Origin of the sequence: Acetobacterium sp. UBA5834, from assembly GCF_002435675.1 — a bacterium.
Lineage (GTDB): Bacteria > Bacillota > Clostridia > Eubacteriales > Eubacteriaceae > Acetobacterium > Acetobacterium wieringae.
This window is the reverse complement of record NZ_DJGY01000001.1, coordinates 1-16,480: the sequence shown is the minus strand read 5'-3', so window position 1 is coordinate 16,480 and position 16,480 is coordinate 1. Positions and strand designations below refer to the sequence as shown.

Here is a 16,480-nt window from a genome sequence, read left to right as displayed (position 1 = left end):
TAAAATATTATAGACTTGGTAAAATTTTCTCCACATCACCGTGTGGTCTTGGGATTACGTGTACTGAAACAACTTGTCCAACTTTGTCAGCTGCCGCAGCACCTGCATCAACTGCAGCTTTAACAGCTCCAACATCACCACGAACCATAACAGTTACTAACCCAGAACCGATTTTTTCGTAGCCTACTAATGATACATTAGCTGATTTAACCATTGCATCAGCAGCTTCAATTACTGCCACCAGACCTTTGGTTTCGATCATGCCTAAAGCTTCGTTTGTCATAAGCTCTATCCTCCTTAATTACAAGATTTTGTTACTGAACTATCTATATTCTAATGCAAAGTCGATGATAATTACTTGTGCTGTTCTTATAAAAATATTCTGGATTTCTGCGATACATCTTGAAAACCTTTTACTGTCGCTGTTTTTTGTATCTGTTCATAAAAATACAGTGGAATATTTTGTCAAACACCTGCACTTTAATGTAATCCGTTCTGTTTTTTTGACATAAAAAGAACAGGTTCACCCTCAGGTTTTCCTGTTCAATATTTTTTACTTATTCTGTTGCTTTTTTTATCAGGATACTTCCCGATGTTTTTCGGCGAATTTTTCATCTTTGGGATGGTTATTCCCTAACTGTTCATCTTCCTCAAGCGCCGTTCCACGTCGCTCTTTCCGATACTCGGTGGGAGTCATCCCGGTGCTCTTTTTAAATACCTTGCTAAAATAATTCGGTTCGTGGTAAGAAAGATCCAGTGCTATATTGATAATTGGAACATCGGTATTTGCCAGCATATCCTTTGCGATTTCAATTTTACGTTCTGTTAAATAGGTTACAAAATTAACCCCAGTTTCCTTTTTAAAGATCTTACTTAAATAGTAGGAACTCATATTGGCATACTCCCCAACCTGATCAAGGGAAATATCCTTGTAACAGTTCCGGTCAATATAGTTAAGAATATCTTCGATATTGTTTTTACGGGTTTCTTTATTATCAAGCATCCGATCAAAAACCTTGTCAATAGTTTTCATGATTTCGATTTTCAGATCATAACGATTTTTATACCCATTGACAAATTGCATATTATTGCTTGAACAAAGAGGACTATTCAGCTCGTAACCGCACATATCCTGGGTCACAATATTAAGTTCCTCCATAAAATGTTTGATTTCTGCCTGTACCGACATAATATCATAGGTATGGTAATCATAAATCATGTCCAGATAACTGATCAGGGCTGTTCTGGCATCACTGTATTTTTTCTGGATAATAGCAAAAATAACTTCATTCATTTTTTCATCAAAACGTTCTTTGGCGTTATTCTTTAATGAAGCAATGCTCTGATTTATGGAATCCATCAGTTGTTGGGGGCGAATCGGCTTTAACAGAAAATCATCGACCCGAGCCTTGATGGCCTGATGCGCAAAATCAAATTCATTAAATGCCGTTATCAAAATGACCTTCTTTTCATGGTCTTCCTTTTTTATCGTTTTTAATACATCAATACCATTAATTTCCGGAATGTTAATATCCAACAGGATAATATCCGGATTTAAACGACGGATTTCTTCAATTGCCACCAATCCTGAAGATGCTTCGCCAATAACTTCAATATTTTCGCCGTGTTGACTAAGAATGAGTTTAATCGCTTCAATTTCTAAATGCTCGTCCTCAACAATAAACAGTTTATACATGATTATAATCCCCTCCCCGTTAGAGATTTACGAGGTATCTTAATAGTGATTTCAGTGCCCTTTTCCAGTTCACTTTTTATTTCAACCCCATAATCAACGCCATAGTAATACATCAGTCGTTTATTTGCATTATTAATCCCGATTCCGGTGTTCTTTTCCCGTCCATCCGCTTCATAGGTTCCGTCCAAAATTTTATGGATGCGATCATCCGGAATCCCTTTACCATCATCCACAATCTTTAAAATGGCGATTTCTTTAAGGATATCCGCTGTTATTCGAACTTCGCCACCCTTGGCATTGGGTTCAATCGCATGAATAATGGCATTTTCTACAAATGGTTGAACAGTCATAAACGGACATAAGATATCTTCCGCCATTTCATCCACTTTCACTAAGTAATTCAGACGATTACCCAGACGCATTTTCTGAATTGACAGATAGTTTTGCACATGCTCCATCTCTTCTTTAAGCGTGACGACATTATTTTTTTCCTTTTTTAGAGTGTATCGCATCATATCGGAAAACGCATAAATCATTTCCTGCGTTTTATCTGCACCTTCCAGCAGGGCCAGACGACCAATGGTATTTAAAACATTAAACAGAAAATGCGGATTAATTTGTGCCTGTAAGGCTTTTAAATCGGCTTCTTTTAGGGAAGCTTCAACCTCACTGCGTAATTTAACCTCTTCCATTAATTCCAGGTTTTTATTATGCAATTCCTCCTGGATAATGTGAATCATCTGTTTCTCAACCAAATAATTGGCAATGGTGTACAGCAGATCTGCCGCTGCTCTTACCTGAGTTAATGTCGTTTTTAAGGTTTTGTCATACAAATCTAAAATTTCAGGGTTTTTTGAAAAATCAGTTAATTCATGGCTGGTACCAAAAGGCAGACGCTTCATTTCTTCTTCATCAATTTTTACCTGGCCGGCCATAATTGCACCCAGATAATTTCCCTTTACCATGATGGGTACGGCAAGATCTACCAGTCCACCATGACAAATGTAAATCGATGGTTTTCCCGATCGTGCCGATTCAATACCGCCATGGGCATCCGACTGAAAACAGCACTCCCGGTTACTACTTTCTTTTCTGACACAGGTACAGTATTCTGAAAAATTACTGTATTCCGTAATCGGATTACCCTTGTAATCAACTGTTACAGCGGCGAGTCCGGTGGCATCTGAAAAAGAATCCTGAATTCTTTGTAGCACCTCTACGTCAATAATGTCAGTAATCTTAAGTAAGACTCTCATAAAACAACCCCTTTAGACAATAATCCCATAATTTTCATTTTACATCGATTTCCACTGAGTAATATTATAACACATACAGGAAATTTTTGGCATTTTTTTTACTATTTTAGAATATTTTGCTTTGTATCAGCATTATCTTGCTTCGTATTTTATTATTTATTGTTGTTTTAGGTAAATCAGATATTTTCTTGACCCCAGCCATTTCAACCACTCCGAATTTTATCGGTTGTAATCAAAAACTTAATTTTACTTCGACTAACATCTTATAACCAGTACTTTTCCACCAACTTTATCCACAGATAAAATATAAGTGAGATTTTATCATATTCTTTTAAAAAACACTTGCATTTCGGTGTCAACTCCAGTATACTATACAAGTGTCCAAAAGTTATAAAGTTTTGGGGGTGTGGCGCAGCTGGGAGCGCGTCTGACTGGCAGTCAGAAGGCCAGGGGTTCGAGTCCCCTCATCTCCACCAATTAAAAACGCATAAGAGAGCCGTTGAGGTTCTCTTTTTTTTATGCCTGAGGGTTGGGAGAGGTCAAAAAACCCCTAGTCTGGCGACTATTTGGCGACTATTCTTAAAATAATTAAAGCCCAATAACAAAAGTTACTGAGCTTTACGGGCTTTTGTGACCAGAATATGATCAAGGGCATCGCTGGCCTTTGCATCAGCTGAATTAATCACATGGGCATATATATTCCCTGTTGTTGATAAATTAGAATGTCCCAGCCGTGAAGAGACTGTTTTGAGATCCACACCGCTGGCAATGAGTATCGAGGCGTTTGTGTGCCGGAGTGAATGCAGGTGTACCGGCTTTAGCCCATGCTTGTCTGTGAATTTCTTCAAATAACCGCCGATGGTGTCCAGGCTCATAGGTTCACCGTTCCACCGGGTAAAGATAAAATCATGATCTTGCCACCGATCACCCACCTTAAGGCGCTCTTCCAGTTGCCATACCTTATAGGCCTTAAACAGATCAAAAACGAAATCAGGCAGCTTAATGCTTCTTCTTGATTTAAAGGTTTTAGTTTCCCCTTCAAACAGCCCCACACCGGCAATGTATTTTAAAGCCCTCTTCACAGTGATGATCTTATCATCGAAATCAATGTCCGACCATTTTAGGCCGCCGATCTCCCCACGCCGTAAACCACTGAATATTAGAAGGTTAAGAGCCAGTTTATATTTTATAGGTTCCTCTTCCAGTAGCTCCAGAAATGCCAGGGCTTCTTTATCATCCATATAGGCCGGTTCTTTTCTGTCTGATTTTGGCAACTCAACCCGTTTTTCGATGGGGTTAAAGGCTATCACACCCCATTTAACAGCGGTATTCATGATGTTATTGAGTAGCTTGTGGTAATGCAGTACCGTTTCATTTGACACTTCCCTTTGTGGGTTGGTTGACATGAAGAGGGTATCAAAATCTTTTCCAATGGCATCAGCCACCTTACAGGCTATTTCACGGGTAGTATTTCCACCTTTTTTTAAGCGGCGCAGAGCATCGTCATTAATTCCGGCTTTATCTGAAATGTCCTTTTGTTTCATGCTGGCCACGGTTGCCAGGTATTCCGGCGTTACCGTGAATTTTTCTCCACCTCTTACACCGGTACTACCTTTGATCTTTGCATAAAAGTCTTGAATGTGCTTTGGTGTGATCTGACCCATTTTAATATGTCCCAGCTCTTCAATTATCTTCAGTGATTCATTCTGATAGCCTCTAACCGTTACCGGGGAAAGGTTCTTGTTGCCCACATAATTTTTAAACCAGATCTCAATAAACTCAATGAGCTTAATATTGCTGTCCATGACATAGCCCAAATTGCATTTTTCTTCAAACTCATGGGCGACTTTATCCAGTTCTTTTTTCAATTTGGCCGGGCTTAAATCCTCTGGAGGGTTATAGGTCATGTAATATCTGATTTTTTTATTGTTGACATCATAACCGCCAGAAACGGTAATCTTATAAGAGTTGCCTCTTTTTTGTATGTTGGCCATGGGGGTACCTCCTTATTAAAGTGGTCCGTCGTCTTCATTAAATTGCAAATCATCAATTAATTTAAATTTACGACTTTTAAATACCTCATCAAATTTTTGAGTGACCTGAAGAAAACGTAATTGATTTACTTTTGTATTTCTAGCCTCGTTTTCAATGCTTTCAACAATTGTGACCATTATCTTTTGAACCCTTTTAAAAAACACATAACTTAATAGCTCTAGATCACCATTATTCAAATCAATTTTGAATAGCTCCTTTGTTATCATACTGTAAAACCGTTCATGCACTAATTTCATCGCTTCATTTTTTTCGTCATTGCTCCCCTCTAAAGATTCGATATTATAACCGATAGCGTTTTTCACTATTTCATCAGTTAAATTATTATCTAAATATTCATTTGCCCATTTTTCATAATCTTTCAACAAGGTATGATCAAGTGCATATTTGGCATAATAACCTAATAGAATATAAAATTTATCGGCTTCAATAAATTTATTTAACATGAACGGGAAAAAAAGATCATCCTCAGCTTTGGAATTCATTATCACGTCAATTTCAGAAGGATTAATACTCTTTTTCAGTTTGTAAGTTGCTTCATCTAAGTCTTTCCTTTTTATCTTCATTTTTATATTTTTCACACGATTTAAGCCTAAAAGCTTTTCTATCGCACTTTCACTTAACCCTGTTTTTTCACCAATAGCCTTCTCTTCAATATCAAAACTTTTTACACTACTTAACCCTAATAGATAATCAGCCGAAACTTTGAAAAAATCACAGATCCTATAAAGTGAATTAATATCAGGAGTCCTCTTCCCAGTTGCATATAGGCTTATAGCCTGCCTTGTAACTCCAATTCCATCAGACGCTTCTGCCTGTGTTATTCCCCGTTCTTTCATCAAATTGCTAAATCTTTCTTGAAATACACTGTCAACCATTGTTGAATTATCCATTTCTACACCCCTTAAAACATCTATTTGTTGCATGTATTAATATTGCGCACTTTTTTGTTGCTAATTGTAATAGTTGTTGCTATAATTATATCAAGATATCGGATTGTTTGCAAGCACAACAGCAATTTAAAAGGAGGAATCATTCATGAAAAACAAAGAAATCAAAGAAACGCTGAAAAAGGCTAATATCTACCAATGGCAGGTAGCTGAAGCCATGGGAATTGGTGAAACAGCACTTTCCCGAAAAATGCGGAAGGAATTGCCAGAAAAGGAAAAGAAACAGATCATTGATGTCATTGAAGAACTGAAAAAGGAGGCTGTGTAACATGATTACCCCACGGATGAGAACGATCCCCGAAAGTTCAACATTATTAAAAGAAATGGATGAAAACACCGCCATAACAAAATGCGCCATCCGTCGTTTAGTATTGGACGGCAAAATCAAAAGTGTGAAAGCAGGACGCAAGATCCTGATTAACTTTGATAACCTACTGGAATATCTGGCAAACCCGATTCAAGACGATGATCCAGAAGAGGAGGCTCCGGCCAACGTTACCAACATAAGCACCGACCGGATGGAAAGTTATAAGCGCAATATTGGCCTAGTAAAATGAGTGACCCTTATGAACATATCAGGCAGAATTTGGAAATCAAAGAGGTCGCCAGGCGCTATGGGCTTGAGGTCAACCGGCACCATAAAAGTTTATGCCCATGGCATACAGACAGCCACCCGTCATTATCGTTTAAAAATAATCGATGCCATTGTTTTGCGTGTGGGGCCGGGGGCAGTTCGATCGATCTAGTGGCCAAACTGTTTGACCTGGAGCCTTTAGAGGCAGTAAAAAAGATATCCGCTGATTTCGGTCTTAATCTTGATTTCAAAGGCGAATACCGGCCCGATACCGTCAAAATACAAGAAATGGAACGGCAACGGCAATTGCAGAAAGCATTTGATGATTGGTGTGATCGGACATATTCAGATCATGCACAGCTGGCACGTTTTTATTGGAAAAATATCTTGAAATACAAGCCGGTAAGTGAAATGGTCGAGTTCCATCCCCGTTATGTTAAGGCCATCCACCAATGGGAAACCGTCAACTATTTATTGGATACACTGCTCAAAGGAACACATGAAGAGAAAATCGAATTATACAAAAACTTAAACAGTCTGGAGGTGTGGGCATCTTAGATGAACAGCGAAAAATTACGACTTTTGGAAGCATTACAGGAAGAAGAAAAAAAGAAGCATGAAGATGAGATTATAAAAAAAATTGAGGCCTTAGAAGCCGGGGAGCCTCATAAAACCTCAAATAACAGTAACATAATGGGTAATGTTGCGGTGTTGAATGAATGTGATAATACAACTATTATACCAGAAAGCACACCAGGAATAAAATGGGAAAAGCCGAAACCGCTTGAAAAAGAGGTAAAATTGCCGTCTTTCCCTCTTAATTCATTACCACCAGTGGTAAAAAATTATGTCCAGGCTGTTTCGGAAAGCACGGCCACACCTATTGATATGTGCGCCGTTGCATCACTGGCAGTGATTGCCGGTACTGTACAAGGTAAATTTAAAATCAGAGGTAAACCTGATTATTTTGAGCCTTTAAACATCTATACCCTGATTATTGCAAACCCCGGGGAAAGAAAGAGTGCCATCATCAACGCAATGACAAAACATGTTCATGAATTTGAACGAGAAGTTAATAAAAACAGATGGTCAGAAATTGACAGGCAGGAAATTGAACTTGAAGCAAAAGAAAAGCAAATAAAAAAGCTTGTGGATAAAAATAAATCGGATGAAGCTTTTGAACTAAAAGCAGAGTGCAGAGAATTGGAAGAAGAACAAGTAAAACCTCTTCGATTAATTGCTGATGATGTTACATCGGAGGCTTTAACTTCTTTATTGGCTGATAATGATGGGCGGTTGTCCGTTATTTCTGCTGAAGGAGGCTTCTTTGATACACTGGCTGGGAAGTACTCCAACACTATTTCTATTGATACCGTACTAAAGGCCCATTGCGGCGACTCTATCAGGGTAGATAGGAGGGGGCGACCGCCTGAATATATCCCAAAACCAACACTTACAATTCTTTTAGCCGTCCAAAGCAATGTCATTGAAGGTATGTTTGATAATGGAGCCTTTAGAGGAAGGGGATTAACAGCACGGTTTTTATACTGTAAGCCTAATTCAATGGTCGGTTATCGTGGCTTTGACACAATTCCAGTGCCCGCAGCATATGAAGAATCATATAAAAATTTGATTTTCGGCTTGCTTGAAATAAAAAACGATCAGCCCCAAATAATTAAGCTGTCCGAAGAGGCAACAGCTGCATATCGCTTGTTTTATGAAGACATTGAAAACAGGCAGCAGGTTGGAAATGATTTAAGCACTATGACCGATTTTGCCAGTAAATTACATGGTGCAGTATTGCGGATAGCTGGAATACTCCATTGCATGGGGTACGAAAGCCTACTTAATGACGATCCGGTCAGTATGGAAACCATGGCCAACGCAATGGATATAGGGGGATACTTTTTAAATCATTCAATGAATGCCTATGATCTGATGGGTGCAGATGACCAAATGAAGCAAGTTAGATTTGTCTTAAGGAAGTTGGAGCAGAACCCACAAGAACAATATAAAAAACATGACCTTTATATTTTATGCAGAAATTCGAAAATAAAAGTGACCGCTGATATTAACCCATATGTTGATTTATTGGTTGAGTATGGTTATTTACAAGAGGCCGTGCAACCGAAAGAAAAAAGAGTTGGTAGAAAAGCTGATATTATTTACAAGCTTAATCCTATGTATTTTAATTTTTAAATACCATGTCGTAAATGTCGCAAATGCCGTAAATTAAAGAATAGTCTCAATTTATGACATTTACGACAAATATGACAGAGAATAAAAAAGAAAATAACAATCTAACCACATGGAGGAGTCAACATGCTAACACTACTTACGACAACCAAAAAAGAACGGCCTAAGGTTGATTATGAACGTATCTACCTTGATTGTATGGTCAGGGGCATAAAGGCCAAGCAGCTGGCCCCGGATGATAAGACCATCACGAAGAGGATCATCTTCTACACCGTGAAATATCTGTCCATTATCAATATTAAGGGCATGAGCCGGGAAAGTCTGGAGGGCATACTGGTCTTTGATCAGATGCTATTAAATAGCATCTGTGAACTGACCCCGGCCGAACTGTTGACGATCTTTCCGGTCACAAAGTCCTATGATGGGGAAAAATACGAGTGCAAAGACTATTTCAGCACCATGGAGGCATTACAGGCCCACGGGTTACATGAGCCGATCCGGTCACCGGAAACGGCCTCTCACCTCTTATGGGACTATATGAACCCAACCTTGATGATGTACCAGGTGCATTGTATGAGTGTGGTCAGCGAACTTCACAGCATGGAGACCGGCAAAGGGTTAATGGAGGAATTCTTTGAAGATCAGGGTGTTAAGCTCACCACCTTCAGGAAATATGAAAATGATGCTGGACAAACATTCATGGTTGGTGAAGATGGCCAATCCTTCCAGGTAGTAAAGAAAATACCACGGTATTTAAGGCCGATTCAGTAAGGGTCAAGGGTGATGCATGAATTTATACCGATATACAGATAATGAATTAAAGAAGCTGCTTATGACCATGGTAATCTTGTGCGATACCAGGGAACAGGCGAATGATCACATTATAGGATATTTAAAAAAGAAAGAGGTGCCCTACCAGTCTAAGGCCCTGAGTTTCGGGGATTATTCCGCTATGATACCAGCCGATCCGGATATGGGTATTATGAGAGACCTCTTCTTTGATCGGTCTTGTGTCATTGAACGCAAGGGATCCCTGGAAGAGCTGTCAGGAAATTTAACAAATGGCCGGGAGCGGTTCAAGGATGAGTTGACCCGGGCATCAAAGGCAGAGTTTCACCTGATGATTGAGGGCAAAAGCTTCAGCGACATCATTAATCACCGGTATACCACCCAATTCAATGAAAAGGCTTATATGGCTTCCCTCTTGTCCTTACAGAGTGAACACGGCTTCAATTTAACTTTCATTGACCGGAACGATGCCGGCAAATATATCCATTTGTTTTTGTATTATCATGTCAGAAATAAATTTTTGAAGGGATGAAAAACATGCGAAATTTAAAAAAATATGGGTTTGTCTTTGAAGACAAGGAATATGGTGCAGATGTGCCGGTGATTATTGATGTTTACGCCGCAAACTGGGAAGAGGCCTGTATAAAAGGGCAAGACCTGTGTTTGATGGCTGACCGGGCAAAAGATGAAGGTGAACGGGTTTATAAAGAAATCAAGCATTACCGCCAAAGAAGGGGGCTATAATGATTACTGAAAAAAACACGAGCCTGAATAAAGCAATTGAAACCAGAATCACATTGGCATTAATGGAATTAACCCCAATCGTTGATGAAGATAACCCGCTGGAAGATGAGATGGCCGTTTGTTGTAATGTTGAGACCGCTATTTATCGTTTAGAGCCTGTGTTGGAATATTTTAGAGCGTTAAACAAACCAGAGGTTAATTAATATTATATTGGCAGGGAAGGAGGCAAAACAATTGGATAAAATCGATAAACTAATTAAAGAAGCAATGAAAATAAGCCCTACAGAATCGGTCTTTATGGCTTTTATCGAGGAAAATGATGAGGGCACAGGCTTTCAGTTACGAGTCAATTTCTGGAAGGGTAAGCCAGGGACATTCACAAGATCTGTGGAAACCCTTCATAAAACGGTAGAAGAGGCAGAGGCCCACCTTGAGACATTAGAGGCAAAAGCCCCGGTTATTTTCATCCAATGGGGTTTGGGTGATTAGCATGGCAAATATGGGAAAACTCGATAATTTACTGAAGGTTGCAAAGCAGATTAAAGAAAAGGAAAATGATTTAGGTAGTGCCTACCATTGGGATCATCTAACCAGGGATGAATTGATAGAGCTATCCGGGTATGATGGGGATTGTTCTTTTGAAAGGATGATGGAAATATTGGAGCCGGTGGCCCGAAAAAAACAAAAGAATCGAGGTGAATGAATGACAGTAAGGAAGTTAAACATGAAAACGCCCCAGGACGTGCGCCGTGCATTAAACAGGGTGGCAAATATGGCCCTTAATGGCGAAATTGATACAAAGGTGGCCAATACCATTATACTGGCCTGTAATGCGATTTTAGGCTCAATCCGGACGGATGACCAGCAAAAGAAAATAGATGAGTTGGAAAGGATTTTAGATGAACAAAATAGACAGACTGATTAAAAAGGCCAAAGAGATCATCACAGAAGCCTTTTATGGATACGGCGAAGAACCGTCGTTTATTGAGGCTTTGGGTCTTAATCCGGATGATTATATAGTGCCTTATCCGAATGGTGACTATGGTTATGACGATATACAGGCCTTAAGGGATGGTGTGGCCGATGCATGGGATGACTATGAAGAAGAGGATATTTAAATGACGATCTTTTCTTACAGGCATAAAAAAGACTCCTGAAAATTGAGGAGTCCTCTTGTGGATATTATGAATGCGTTGAAATCATTTTACCACAAGGGGGCATTTATGGCAAAGTCAAACATTGCAATCGGGGTGGAACCGGGGAATGTCTGGAAGCACTCGATATTATCCCGGTACCAGTACCAGCTGGAAAAACAGGAAAAGGCAGAGGAGGCATATTTGAGAGCCTATGAACGGGCAACCATGGCAAAATCTTATATCAGGCCCGACAAAGTTCAGGGCGGCGATAAAAAAGACCTGCACGACCGCCTTAACGACCTTGCACCCTTAAGAAAACAAGTCAGTGCAGAGATTACCGAATCAGCCAGAATTAGGATAGAGACCAGTAAAATAATAAATTCTGTGGGGCGGCCAAAGTATCAGCTGCTCTTGGTGTTGCTATACATTGAGGGGCTGGACTATCAGGAAGCCAGAAAAAGAATCCGCCCGGCCAGAGGTGAAAAAATGGAGGCGTTACATAATCAGGCGCTGGGAATGGTAATCATAGATCAAAAGGGCTTATAGAAAGAAAAGCGTAATAAACCAGCGTTAAAGTTCCGGGTTATTGCACCCTAAAAAGCTTTGAAATCAAGCTATATAGCCGAGTAGCGTTGGTATACCCCCTATTAATAGGCAAGCCCTTAAAAAGTGGCGCTCTCGTGTTTGAAGAGTTAGCTGTTTGAAAGGTATACTTTATCAAAGTCAAAAAGTTGGACTTTATCGGAAAAATCGGAAAAAGTATCCTCTGAACTTTCCGAAAAATCTGAGGGTTCAGACTTTTGCTCAAAAATGACCGAAAGTACCATGGTGGTACCGCAGGCGATTGGTGTCACAAAAATGTGAAACAAAAGACTTTATTCTAAAAATGAAAGAAAGTACCTGGGTAATTGGTATCCGAAAAAACGGAAACCAATACTTTATTCCAATTGTGGAAGAAACACCTGCGGAAAATTGCGCCGATCTGACTCCTTAAGATTCAGGAGTCAATAGAGTCGAAAATTCGGCTCTGTGGGGTGTACGCAAAATTGCACAGACCTCACACCTCAAAATTGAGGGATGAGATTAACCAGCGAAAATTCGGGGGTTAAAACATCGGAGTAATTTACAGCCAATCTGGTTCCCGAAAACTCGGTCACCAAATGTCACAGCGGAATTTTCCGCCGCCAAATAGAACGGACTTTTCCGCTGTAATGGGTGTGCTCAAAATTGGTCAGACCCCAAATATGGGTTTTGATAGGTGCCCTCAAAATTGAGGCGATCACGTAGCGGAGAATCCCCACGTGACGGGGTAATGAAACGTTACCCCATCTTCATATCATCCAAAACGGATGACATAAAGGCCATGTCCGCCAAATTGTCGGGTATCGCAGCTGAATTTTCAGCTGCGACATGGTGATACCCACCGTCTAAAAATCGACACTGATATTGCCACAAAATAACCCTCTGACAGCCTCATAGAGCCGTTTTTGTTGGGTGGTGCTTAGTTTGTACCTGTGGAAATATTGCCGGTGGGTGGTGAAATGCCATATACCCCGGATTAAGGAACGCCAATTATAAAACTGGTGTGGTATAGGCTATACCACACCCGAAGATGACCGCAATTTTGCGGAAAGGTATCCGCAAGTTGGGGATACCCTCTTCGAGGTATTACCAAGTTGGGAATACCCTTAGGGACCGGGGATCTGGTACCGACACGAATGACGGTAGCAAGTTACCGGCAAGTTAAATTAATCCCTCATATCTCGTTCCGCAATTTTGACGAGCGAAACCGGATGTCGGTAAAACTGACACCTGAATTGTCGGGATCACCGACTTTAGAAACCGGATGTCAAAACCGTTGACATCTGAATTGTCAAGATTATTGACTTTACAGGCTATTGTGACCGATTGTCACTTTAGGCCGGGTATGCAGATCATGCACATCTGAAAAGCCGGGTGTGACCGGTTGTCATATCTGAAAAGTGCATACCATGCATAATAGAACAGCGCCCCACGGTGGACAATTTTGTCCGTCGTTTTGGGCTCAAATTTGAGCAAATAAAAAAGCCTAGGCACTGGCCCGGGCTTATGTGGTTTTTCTGATACTTATCTCAAGACTTCCCTTTTCACATTCAGGTAATCAATTAAGGCGGCTTCCAACAATTTGGAATAATTGACATGGTTGGATTCGGCAGCATCTTTAAGCCATGCTGGTATGGTCACATTAGTTTTAACACGCCGGTTTTCCATATCATTCTTTACCAAGTCAGGTAAAACGGTAATAGCCGTAATAATACCAGCCTCTGCATCTTCTTTATCTAAAGAACGGGAAGGTTCAGGAATCGGATCATTATCCTTTTCCATACCGTAAATATGAAGCTCTAAAGCTTCTTTTGCCATTTGCTGAGAATCTTCAATGTCTTTTCCAAAGCTGATACAGCCGGGAAGATCTGGAAAGTAAACGCCATAACCGTCGGTTGTTGGTTCTAATACTGCTAAATAAGTTAGTTTACGCATTGTTATCAACTCCTTTTATTTATAGGGTGACAGGGCTATTTAAGCCCTGCCTGTTTGAGGATGCTGTTAAGTGTTCCCTTGGGAAGATCGCCCGAATGTTTAACGACGGTGACTTTCCCTTCCTTTGTTGGGTGTTTCATCTGAACATGTGAGCCATTGGTTTCAATTTCAAACCAACCGTCCTTTTTCAAGATTTTCATTATTTCCCGTGTTGTCATTTGCTATCCTCCCTACATCTATATTATACGTATAATTTGTACGCATGTCAAGATTATTAATAGATTGTGGCTTAATTAATTTCATTATTCCATTTATTTGATTAAAAATACGAGGTGCTGATAACCGCATAAAACAGGTGTTTGTGAATTAATTACATTTATTACATTAATTTCATGGGTTTACGACATTTACGACAAAACACCACACTAAACCATGCTGCTGGAAAGTCTGTAAAATAAAGGTCTCTGGAGTTTATGACATTCTCGACATTTACGACACGATCCAGAAAATAAAAAAGAAGAGGTCTTTGATTGATCCTCTCCTTACAGGCCTGTAAAGATGTGCTGAATTTTCAGCCGATCTATTGGGGGTCTGGTTCCTCTTCCAGGTATTCCATAATATCGCCGGGATTATTGGTCTTTTGGTTCCCACCTGATCGAACAGCCGATAATGTCCGCAATCAGCTTTATTTCTGCGTATTTTACAGTACCTCTTGATAACTTATTGGATAAATTAGAAAGAGTCATTTCTTTTTCACCCATTGGAAGTCGTTCGTTCCACACCTTAAGTACATCCGATAACGTAAAACCTCTTTTGGTTATTTCGCTTTTCACTTCATTCTTTATTAATGTGATTTCTTCATTACTCATTTAAATCACCTCCACTATTCGAATTATACACCAGAAGATAAAACTTTACAATAGAGTAAAATATTTTACTGTGTAGTGTTGACTTATTTTACTTTTGGGTGTATAATTTCACTATCAAGTAAAGTAATTGAAAGGAGTCACCACCATGTATAACCTATCAGAAATCGCTAGAACCGCCAACAAACTGGCCACCACCGGCTTAACCAAAAGCCAGGCATTCAAAAGAGCCTGGGAGCTGGCCAAAGGTAAAACACTTGTTGTTAAAGGTGTCACCCAGGGGAAACGACAAACAGCCATTGACCACATGAAGCAGTATGACCCATCAGAAGTAACCATCAGTCTTAAAAGAAACACCACCGGCTACTTTGAATCAGACACCGTTGAAGTAGTGGCCACGATCCACGGAAATTCCTACTGTGTGGGCTATCTGGCCTCTTCGGTTGCTGAATGGTTATCAAAGGTCATGGACTTTGGAACGGCCCTAAAAGGGGCATTAAAACAGATCGTCGGCGGTAATGGTTTGTATTATGGATTGCGGATCAATGCACAGATTGCATAGCCTGTAAATGCAGGAAGGAGCTTGTACCCATGAGAACACAATACACAGAGTTACTACTGGTAAAAGAGGCCGTAGAGATGGCCCAAAACACGCTGTTGAGCATCAATAGCCCCGCTGATGAGGTTTTGTCAGCCCTTGATTTTATGGGTGATATCTTATGTGGCCTTGATGGTGAGCAGCTTTTAGGGCGTTATAAAATGCTTGAAAGGAGTGGGAGCCAATGCATAACCACATTGACGCATTACCAGACAGACCCTACCGGCTGCTTTACCTGGATGGCATGACCCGGACAGCCAAAGCCATGGCGGCCGGATCCGATCATAAGGCCAGATGCTTATTGTTATTTTATGCGGTGAAGTATTTCGAGGCTGTCAAGGTCGAGGGCATCACCCCGGAAGAGGTAGAGCAGCTACAGGGGTTCAGAAATTTATTGTCTGATGTCCTGATAGGGACGATAAAACAGGCAGATTTGATACGAGTATACCCACCATCATTACAGGCCATTGAAAGGGCCGCCGGTCATAAACAGATTTGCAGCAGCATAAATTAAAAGAAAGTGAGAATTCAAAGCGTGACAAAAGAAGAAAAAGTATTCAAAATATTGCAGCAATATACTAAACAATCGCGGATTGATTTTGCATGGGCCAGAGATAGCGACCTGGGTATTTATCTTGTGAATAGCGAATCTTGTTCGAGTATATATCTTGGGGAATTATTAAAAAATGACCTCAAGCAAGCCTCAAAAGTATTGTCCCATGAATTAGGGCATCATTATTTACATCGAAATAAAATAGATATGAAGAAATACAGCCGTGAGAGTGAACAAAGAGACGAAAATTATTCCAAACTTATTGAGGCTGAAGCTGATGCATTTGGGGCCGGCCTTAGAGCTGCAATACGTCTTGAATGGTGTTATTTTCAGTGAGGGTAGACCTCTTCCCATAATAAATAATTTAACCCTGGAGGTATTGAATTTGAATTTAACGGTGAACGACATCACAGCAGATATTGAACCAGAACATGCCGAAACATTTAAGGTGCTGGCTGAATACGCTGATTTATTAATCAAATGTGACAATAAAACCATTTTAAAAGAGAAAAACAGGCTGCTAAAGAAGTATTGGAATTGTCAATAATAGTTC

The 16,480-nt window shown here is 40.1% G+C and carries 26 protein-coding genes and 1 tRNA gene; 19 read left to right on the top strand and 8 right to left on the bottom strand.

The annotated features are described in order from the left end of the window. Positions 1-7: 7 nt before the first annotated feature. The 3 genes from eutM to B3F51_RS00125 all read right to left on the bottom strand — a co-directional run bounded on the left by eutM (position 8) and on the right by B3F51_RS00125 (position 2,952). Entirely contained in the window at positions 8-283 is a 276-nt protein-coding gene (eutM, locus tag B3F51_RS00135) for an ethanolamine utilization microcompartment protein EutM (protein ID WP_070371827.1), read from the bottom strand. A gap of 294 nt (positions 284-577) precedes the next feature. Then, positions 578-1,696, bottom strand: a complete 1,119-nt coding sequence (locus B3F51_RS00130; protein WP_070371826.1) for a response regulator transcription factor — start codon at positions 1,694-1,696, stop codon at positions 578-580. Positions 1,697-1,698: 2 nt separating this feature from the next. Further along, on the bottom strand, positions 1,699-2,952 hold the full coding sequence (locus B3F51_RS00125) for a sensor histidine kinase (RefSeq protein ID WP_070371825.1): 1,254 nt from the start codon (positions 2,950-2,952) through the stop codon (positions 1,699-1,701). Positions 2,953-3,352: 400 nt separating this feature from the next. Here B3F51_RS00125 and B3F51_RS00120 point away from each other — a divergent pair. Further along, positions 3,353-3,428: transfer RNA gene (locus tag B3F51_RS00120), tRNA-Ala, on the top strand. A 132-nt stretch (positions 3,429-3,560) separates the two neighbouring features. Here B3F51_RS00120 and B3F51_RS00115 read toward each other — a convergent pair. Both B3F51_RS00115 and B3F51_RS00110 read right to left on the bottom strand, forming a co-directional pair. Beyond that, positions 3,561-4,946 carry a tyrosine-type recombinase/integrase gene (locus B3F51_RS00115; protein WP_286944791.1) on the bottom strand — a complete coding sequence of 462 codons (1,386 nt, stop codon included), beginning with the start codon at positions 4,944-4,946 and terminating at the stop codon, positions 3,561-3,563. 15 nt (positions 4,947-4,961) lie between these two features. After that, positions 4,962-5,897, bottom strand: coding sequence for a helix-turn-helix domain-containing protein (locus tag B3F51_RS00110; protein WP_286944790.1), 936 nt, complete (start codon positions 5,895-5,897; stop codon positions 4,962-4,964). A gap of 145 nt (positions 5,898-6,042) precedes the next feature. Between B3F51_RS00110 and B3F51_RS00105 the strand changes: the two genes are divergently transcribed. From B3F51_RS00105 to B3F51_RS00045, 13 genes are all read left to right on the top strand, one after another. Next, the gene (locus B3F51_RS00105) at positions 6,043-6,222 is read left to right on the top strand and encodes a hypothetical protein (RefSeq protein ID WP_286944789.1); all 180 of its coding nucleotides are present in this window, start codon (positions 6,043-6,045) and stop codon (positions 6,220-6,222) included. Position 6,223: 1 nt separating this feature from the next. Then, positions 6,224-6,511, top strand: coding sequence for a hypothetical protein (locus tag B3F51_RS00100; protein ID WP_286944788.1), 288 nt, complete (start codon positions 6,224-6,226; stop codon positions 6,509-6,511). Further along, a complete protein-coding gene (locus B3F51_RS00095; RefSeq protein WP_286944786.1) occupies positions 6,508-7,086 on the top strand; it encodes a CHC2 zinc finger domain-containing protein in 579 nt (192 codons plus the stop codon). The genes B3F51_RS00100 and B3F51_RS00095 overlap by 4 nt, the downstream gene beginning before the upstream one ends. Further along, positions 7,087-8,727 (top strand): YfjI family protein, encoded by a 1,641-nt coding sequence (locus B3F51_RS00090; RefSeq protein ID WP_286944783.1) that lies wholly within the window; start codon positions 7,087-7,089, stop codon positions 8,725-8,727. It abuts the gene before it with no gap. Positions 8,728-8,850: 123 nt separating this feature from the next. Next, positions 8,851-9,495, top strand: a complete 645-nt coding sequence (locus B3F51_RS00085; RefSeq protein WP_286944779.1) for a hypothetical protein — start codon at positions 8,851-8,853, stop codon at positions 9,493-9,495. 61 nt (positions 9,496-9,556) lie between these two features. Further along, complete coding sequence (locus tag B3F51_RS00080) at positions 9,557-10,045, top strand: ERCC4 domain-containing protein (protein ID WP_286944777.1); 489 nt, start codon at positions 9,557-9,559, stop codon at positions 10,043-10,045. A 5-nt stretch (positions 10,046-10,050) separates the two neighbouring features. After that, entirely contained in the window at positions 10,051-10,257 is a 207-nt protein-coding gene (locus tag B3F51_RS00075) for a hypothetical protein (protein WP_286944776.1), read from the top strand. Further along, on the top strand, positions 10,257-10,460 hold the full coding sequence (locus B3F51_RS00070; protein WP_286944774.1) for a hypothetical protein: 204 nt from the start codon (positions 10,257-10,259) through the stop codon (positions 10,458-10,460). Before B3F51_RS00075 ends, B3F51_RS00070 begins: the two co-directional genes overlap by 1 nt. A gap of 31 nt (positions 10,461-10,491) precedes the next feature. Next, entirely contained in the window at positions 10,492-10,746 is a 255-nt protein-coding gene (locus tag B3F51_RS00065; protein WP_286944772.1) for a hypothetical protein, read from the top strand. A gap of 1 nt (position 10,747) precedes the next feature. Next, on the top strand, positions 10,748-10,960 hold the full coding sequence (locus B3F51_RS00060; protein WP_286944770.1) for a hypothetical protein: 213 nt from the start codon (positions 10,748-10,750) through the stop codon (positions 10,958-10,960). Positions 10,961-10,981: 21 nt separating this feature from the next. Next, entirely contained in the window at positions 10,982-11,182 is a 201-nt protein-coding gene (locus tag B3F51_RS00055) for a hypothetical protein (RefSeq protein ID WP_286944769.1), read from the top strand. Further along, the gene (locus B3F51_RS00050) at positions 11,157-11,375 is read left to right on the top strand and encodes a hypothetical protein (protein ID WP_286944767.1); all 219 of its coding nucleotides are present in this window, start codon (positions 11,157-11,159) and stop codon (positions 11,373-11,375) included. The genes B3F51_RS00055 and B3F51_RS00050 overlap by 26 nt, the downstream gene beginning before the upstream one ends. Positions 11,376-11,480: 105 nt before the next feature. Further along, positions 11,481-11,939: a DUF1492 domain-containing protein gene (locus B3F51_RS00045; RefSeq protein WP_286944766.1), complete on the top strand. Its 459-nt coding sequence runs from the start codon at positions 11,481-11,483 to the stop codon at positions 11,937-11,939. Positions 11,940-13,499: 1,560 nt separating this feature from the next. On the opposite strand, the gene B3F51_RS00040 is transcribed toward B3F51_RS00045, so the two are convergent. The 3 genes from B3F51_RS00040 to B3F51_RS00030 all read right to left on the bottom strand — a co-directional run bounded on the left by B3F51_RS00040 (position 13,500) and on the right by B3F51_RS00030 (position 14,779). Then, positions 13,500-13,910, bottom strand: a complete 411-nt coding sequence (locus tag B3F51_RS00040; protein ID WP_286944765.1) for a type II toxin-antitoxin system HicB family antitoxin — start codon at positions 13,908-13,910, stop codon at positions 13,500-13,502. 35 nt (positions 13,911-13,945) lie between these two features. After that, entirely contained in the window at positions 13,946-14,128 is a 183-nt protein-coding gene (locus B3F51_RS00035) for a type II toxin-antitoxin system HicA family toxin (RefSeq protein ID WP_148637594.1), read from the bottom strand. Between the two features lie 411 nt (positions 14,129-14,539). Beyond that, the gene (locus B3F51_RS00030) at positions 14,540-14,779 is read right to left on the bottom strand and encodes an LLM class flavin-dependent oxidoreductase (protein WP_286944763.1); all 240 of its coding nucleotides are present in this window, start codon (positions 14,777-14,779) and stop codon (positions 14,540-14,542) included. A 145-nt stretch (positions 14,780-14,924) separates the two neighbouring features. On the opposite strand from B3F51_RS00030, the gene B3F51_RS00025 reads away from it, so the two are divergent. Genes B3F51_RS00025 through B3F51_RS00005 form a run of 5 tightly spaced genes read left to right on the top strand, consistent with a single transcriptional unit; the run spans position 14,925 to position 16,474 of the window. Continuing rightward, positions 14,925-15,338: a hypothetical protein gene (locus B3F51_RS00025; RefSeq protein ID WP_286944762.1), complete on the top strand. Its 414-nt coding sequence runs from the start codon at positions 14,925-14,927 to the stop codon at positions 15,336-15,338. Between the two features lie 29 nt (positions 15,339-15,367). Then, a complete protein-coding gene (locus tag B3F51_RS00020) occupies positions 15,368-15,622 on the top strand; it encodes a hypothetical protein (RefSeq protein ID WP_286944760.1) in 255 nt (84 codons plus the stop codon). Beyond that, complete coding sequence (locus B3F51_RS00015) at positions 15,559-15,888, top strand: hypothetical protein (RefSeq protein ID WP_286944759.1); 330 nt, start codon at positions 15,559-15,561, stop codon at positions 15,886-15,888. Before B3F51_RS00020 ends, B3F51_RS00015 begins: the two co-directional genes overlap by 64 nt. Positions 15,889-15,909: 21 nt before the next feature. Continuing rightward, a complete protein-coding gene (locus B3F51_RS00010) occupies positions 15,910-16,263 on the top strand; it encodes an ImmA/IrrE family metallo-endopeptidase (protein ID WP_286944758.1) in 354 nt (117 codons plus the stop codon). A gap of 49 nt (positions 16,264-16,312) precedes the next feature. After that, on the top strand, positions 16,313-16,474 hold the full coding sequence (locus B3F51_RS00005) for a hypothetical protein (protein ID WP_286944757.1): 162 nt from the start codon (positions 16,313-16,315) through the stop codon (positions 16,472-16,474). Positions 16,475-16,480: the final 6 nt, after the last annotated feature.

Bases quoted from the DNA above. Each gene is read 5' to 3' on its own strand.
- eutM (WP_070371827.1), bottom strand. From the start codon at position 283: ATGACAAACGAAGCTTTAGGCATGATCGAAACCAAAGGTCTGGTGGCA.
- B3F51_RS00130 (WP_070371826.1), bottom strand. From the start codon at position 1,696: ATGTATAAACTGTTTATTGTTGAGGACGAGCATTTAGAAATTGAAGCG.
- B3F51_RS00125 (WP_070371825.1), bottom strand. From the start codon at position 2,952: ATGAGAGTCTTACTTAAGATTACTGACATTATTGACGTAGAGGTGCTA.
- B3F51_RS00115 (WP_286944791.1), bottom strand. From the start codon at position 4,946: ATGGCCAACATACAAAAAAGAGGCAACTCTTATAAGATTACCGTTTCT.
- B3F51_RS00110 (WP_286944790.1), bottom strand. From the start codon at position 5,897: ATGGATAATTCAACAATGGTTGACAGTGTATTTCAAGAAAGATTTAGC.
- B3F51_RS00105 (WP_286944789.1), top strand. From the start codon at position 6,043: ATGAAAAACAAAGAAATCAAAGAAACGCTGAAAAAGGCTAATATCTAC.
- B3F51_RS00100 (WP_286944788.1), top strand. From the start codon at position 6,224: ATGATTACCCCACGGATGAGAACGATCCCCGAAAGTTCAACATTATTA.
- B3F51_RS00095 (WP_286944786.1), top strand. From the start codon at position 6,508: ATGAGTGACCCTTATGAACATATCAGGCAGAATTTGGAAATCAAAGAG.
- B3F51_RS00090 (WP_286944783.1), top strand. From the start codon at position 7,087: ATGAACAGCGAAAAATTACGACTTTTGGAAGCATTACAGGAAGAAGAA.
- B3F51_RS00085 (WP_286944779.1), top strand. From the start codon at position 8,851: ATGCTAACACTACTTACGACAACCAAAAAAGAACGGCCTAAGGTTGAT.
- B3F51_RS00080 (WP_286944777.1), top strand. From the start codon at position 9,557: ATGACCATGGTAATCTTGTGCGATACCAGGGAACAGGCGAATGATCAC.
- B3F51_RS00075 (WP_286944776.1), top strand. From the start codon at position 10,051: ATGCGAAATTTAAAAAAATATGGGTTTGTCTTTGAAGACAAGGAATAT.
- B3F51_RS00070 (WP_286944774.1), top strand. From the start codon at position 10,257: ATGATTACTGAAAAAAACACGAGCCTGAATAAAGCAATTGAAACCAGA.
- B3F51_RS00060 (WP_286944770.1), top strand. From the start codon at position 10,748: ATGGCAAATATGGGAAAACTCGATAATTTACTGAAGGTTGCAAAGCAG.
- B3F51_RS00055 (WP_286944769.1), top strand. From the start codon at position 10,982: ATGAAAACGCCCCAGGACGTGCGCCGTGCATTAAACAGGGTGGCAAAT.
- B3F51_RS00050 (WP_286944767.1), top strand. From the start codon at position 11,157: ATGAACAAAATAGACAGACTGATTAAAAAGGCCAAAGAGATCATCACA.
- B3F51_RS00045 (WP_286944766.1), top strand. From the start codon at position 11,481: ATGGCAAAGTCAAACATTGCAATCGGGGTGGAACCGGGGAATGTCTGG.
- B3F51_RS00040 (WP_286944765.1), bottom strand. From the start codon at position 13,910: ATGCGTAAACTAACTTATTTAGCAGTATTAGAACCAACAACCGACGGT.
- B3F51_RS00035 (WP_148637594.1), bottom strand. From the start codon at position 14,128: ATGACAACACGGGAAATAATGAAAATCTTGAAAAAGGACGGTTGGTTT.
- B3F51_RS00030 (WP_286944763.1), bottom strand. From the start codon at position 14,779: ATGAGTAATGAAGAAATCACATTAATAAAGAATGAAGTGAAAAGCGAA.
- B3F51_RS00025 (WP_286944762.1), top strand. From the start codon at position 14,925: ATGTATAACCTATCAGAAATCGCTAGAACCGCCAACAAACTGGCCACC.
- B3F51_RS00020 (WP_286944760.1), top strand. From the start codon at position 15,368: ATGAGAACACAATACACAGAGTTACTACTGGTAAAAGAGGCCGTAGAG.
- B3F51_RS00015 (WP_286944759.1), top strand. From the start codon at position 15,559: ATGCATAACCACATTGACGCATTACCAGACAGACCCTACCGGCTGCTT.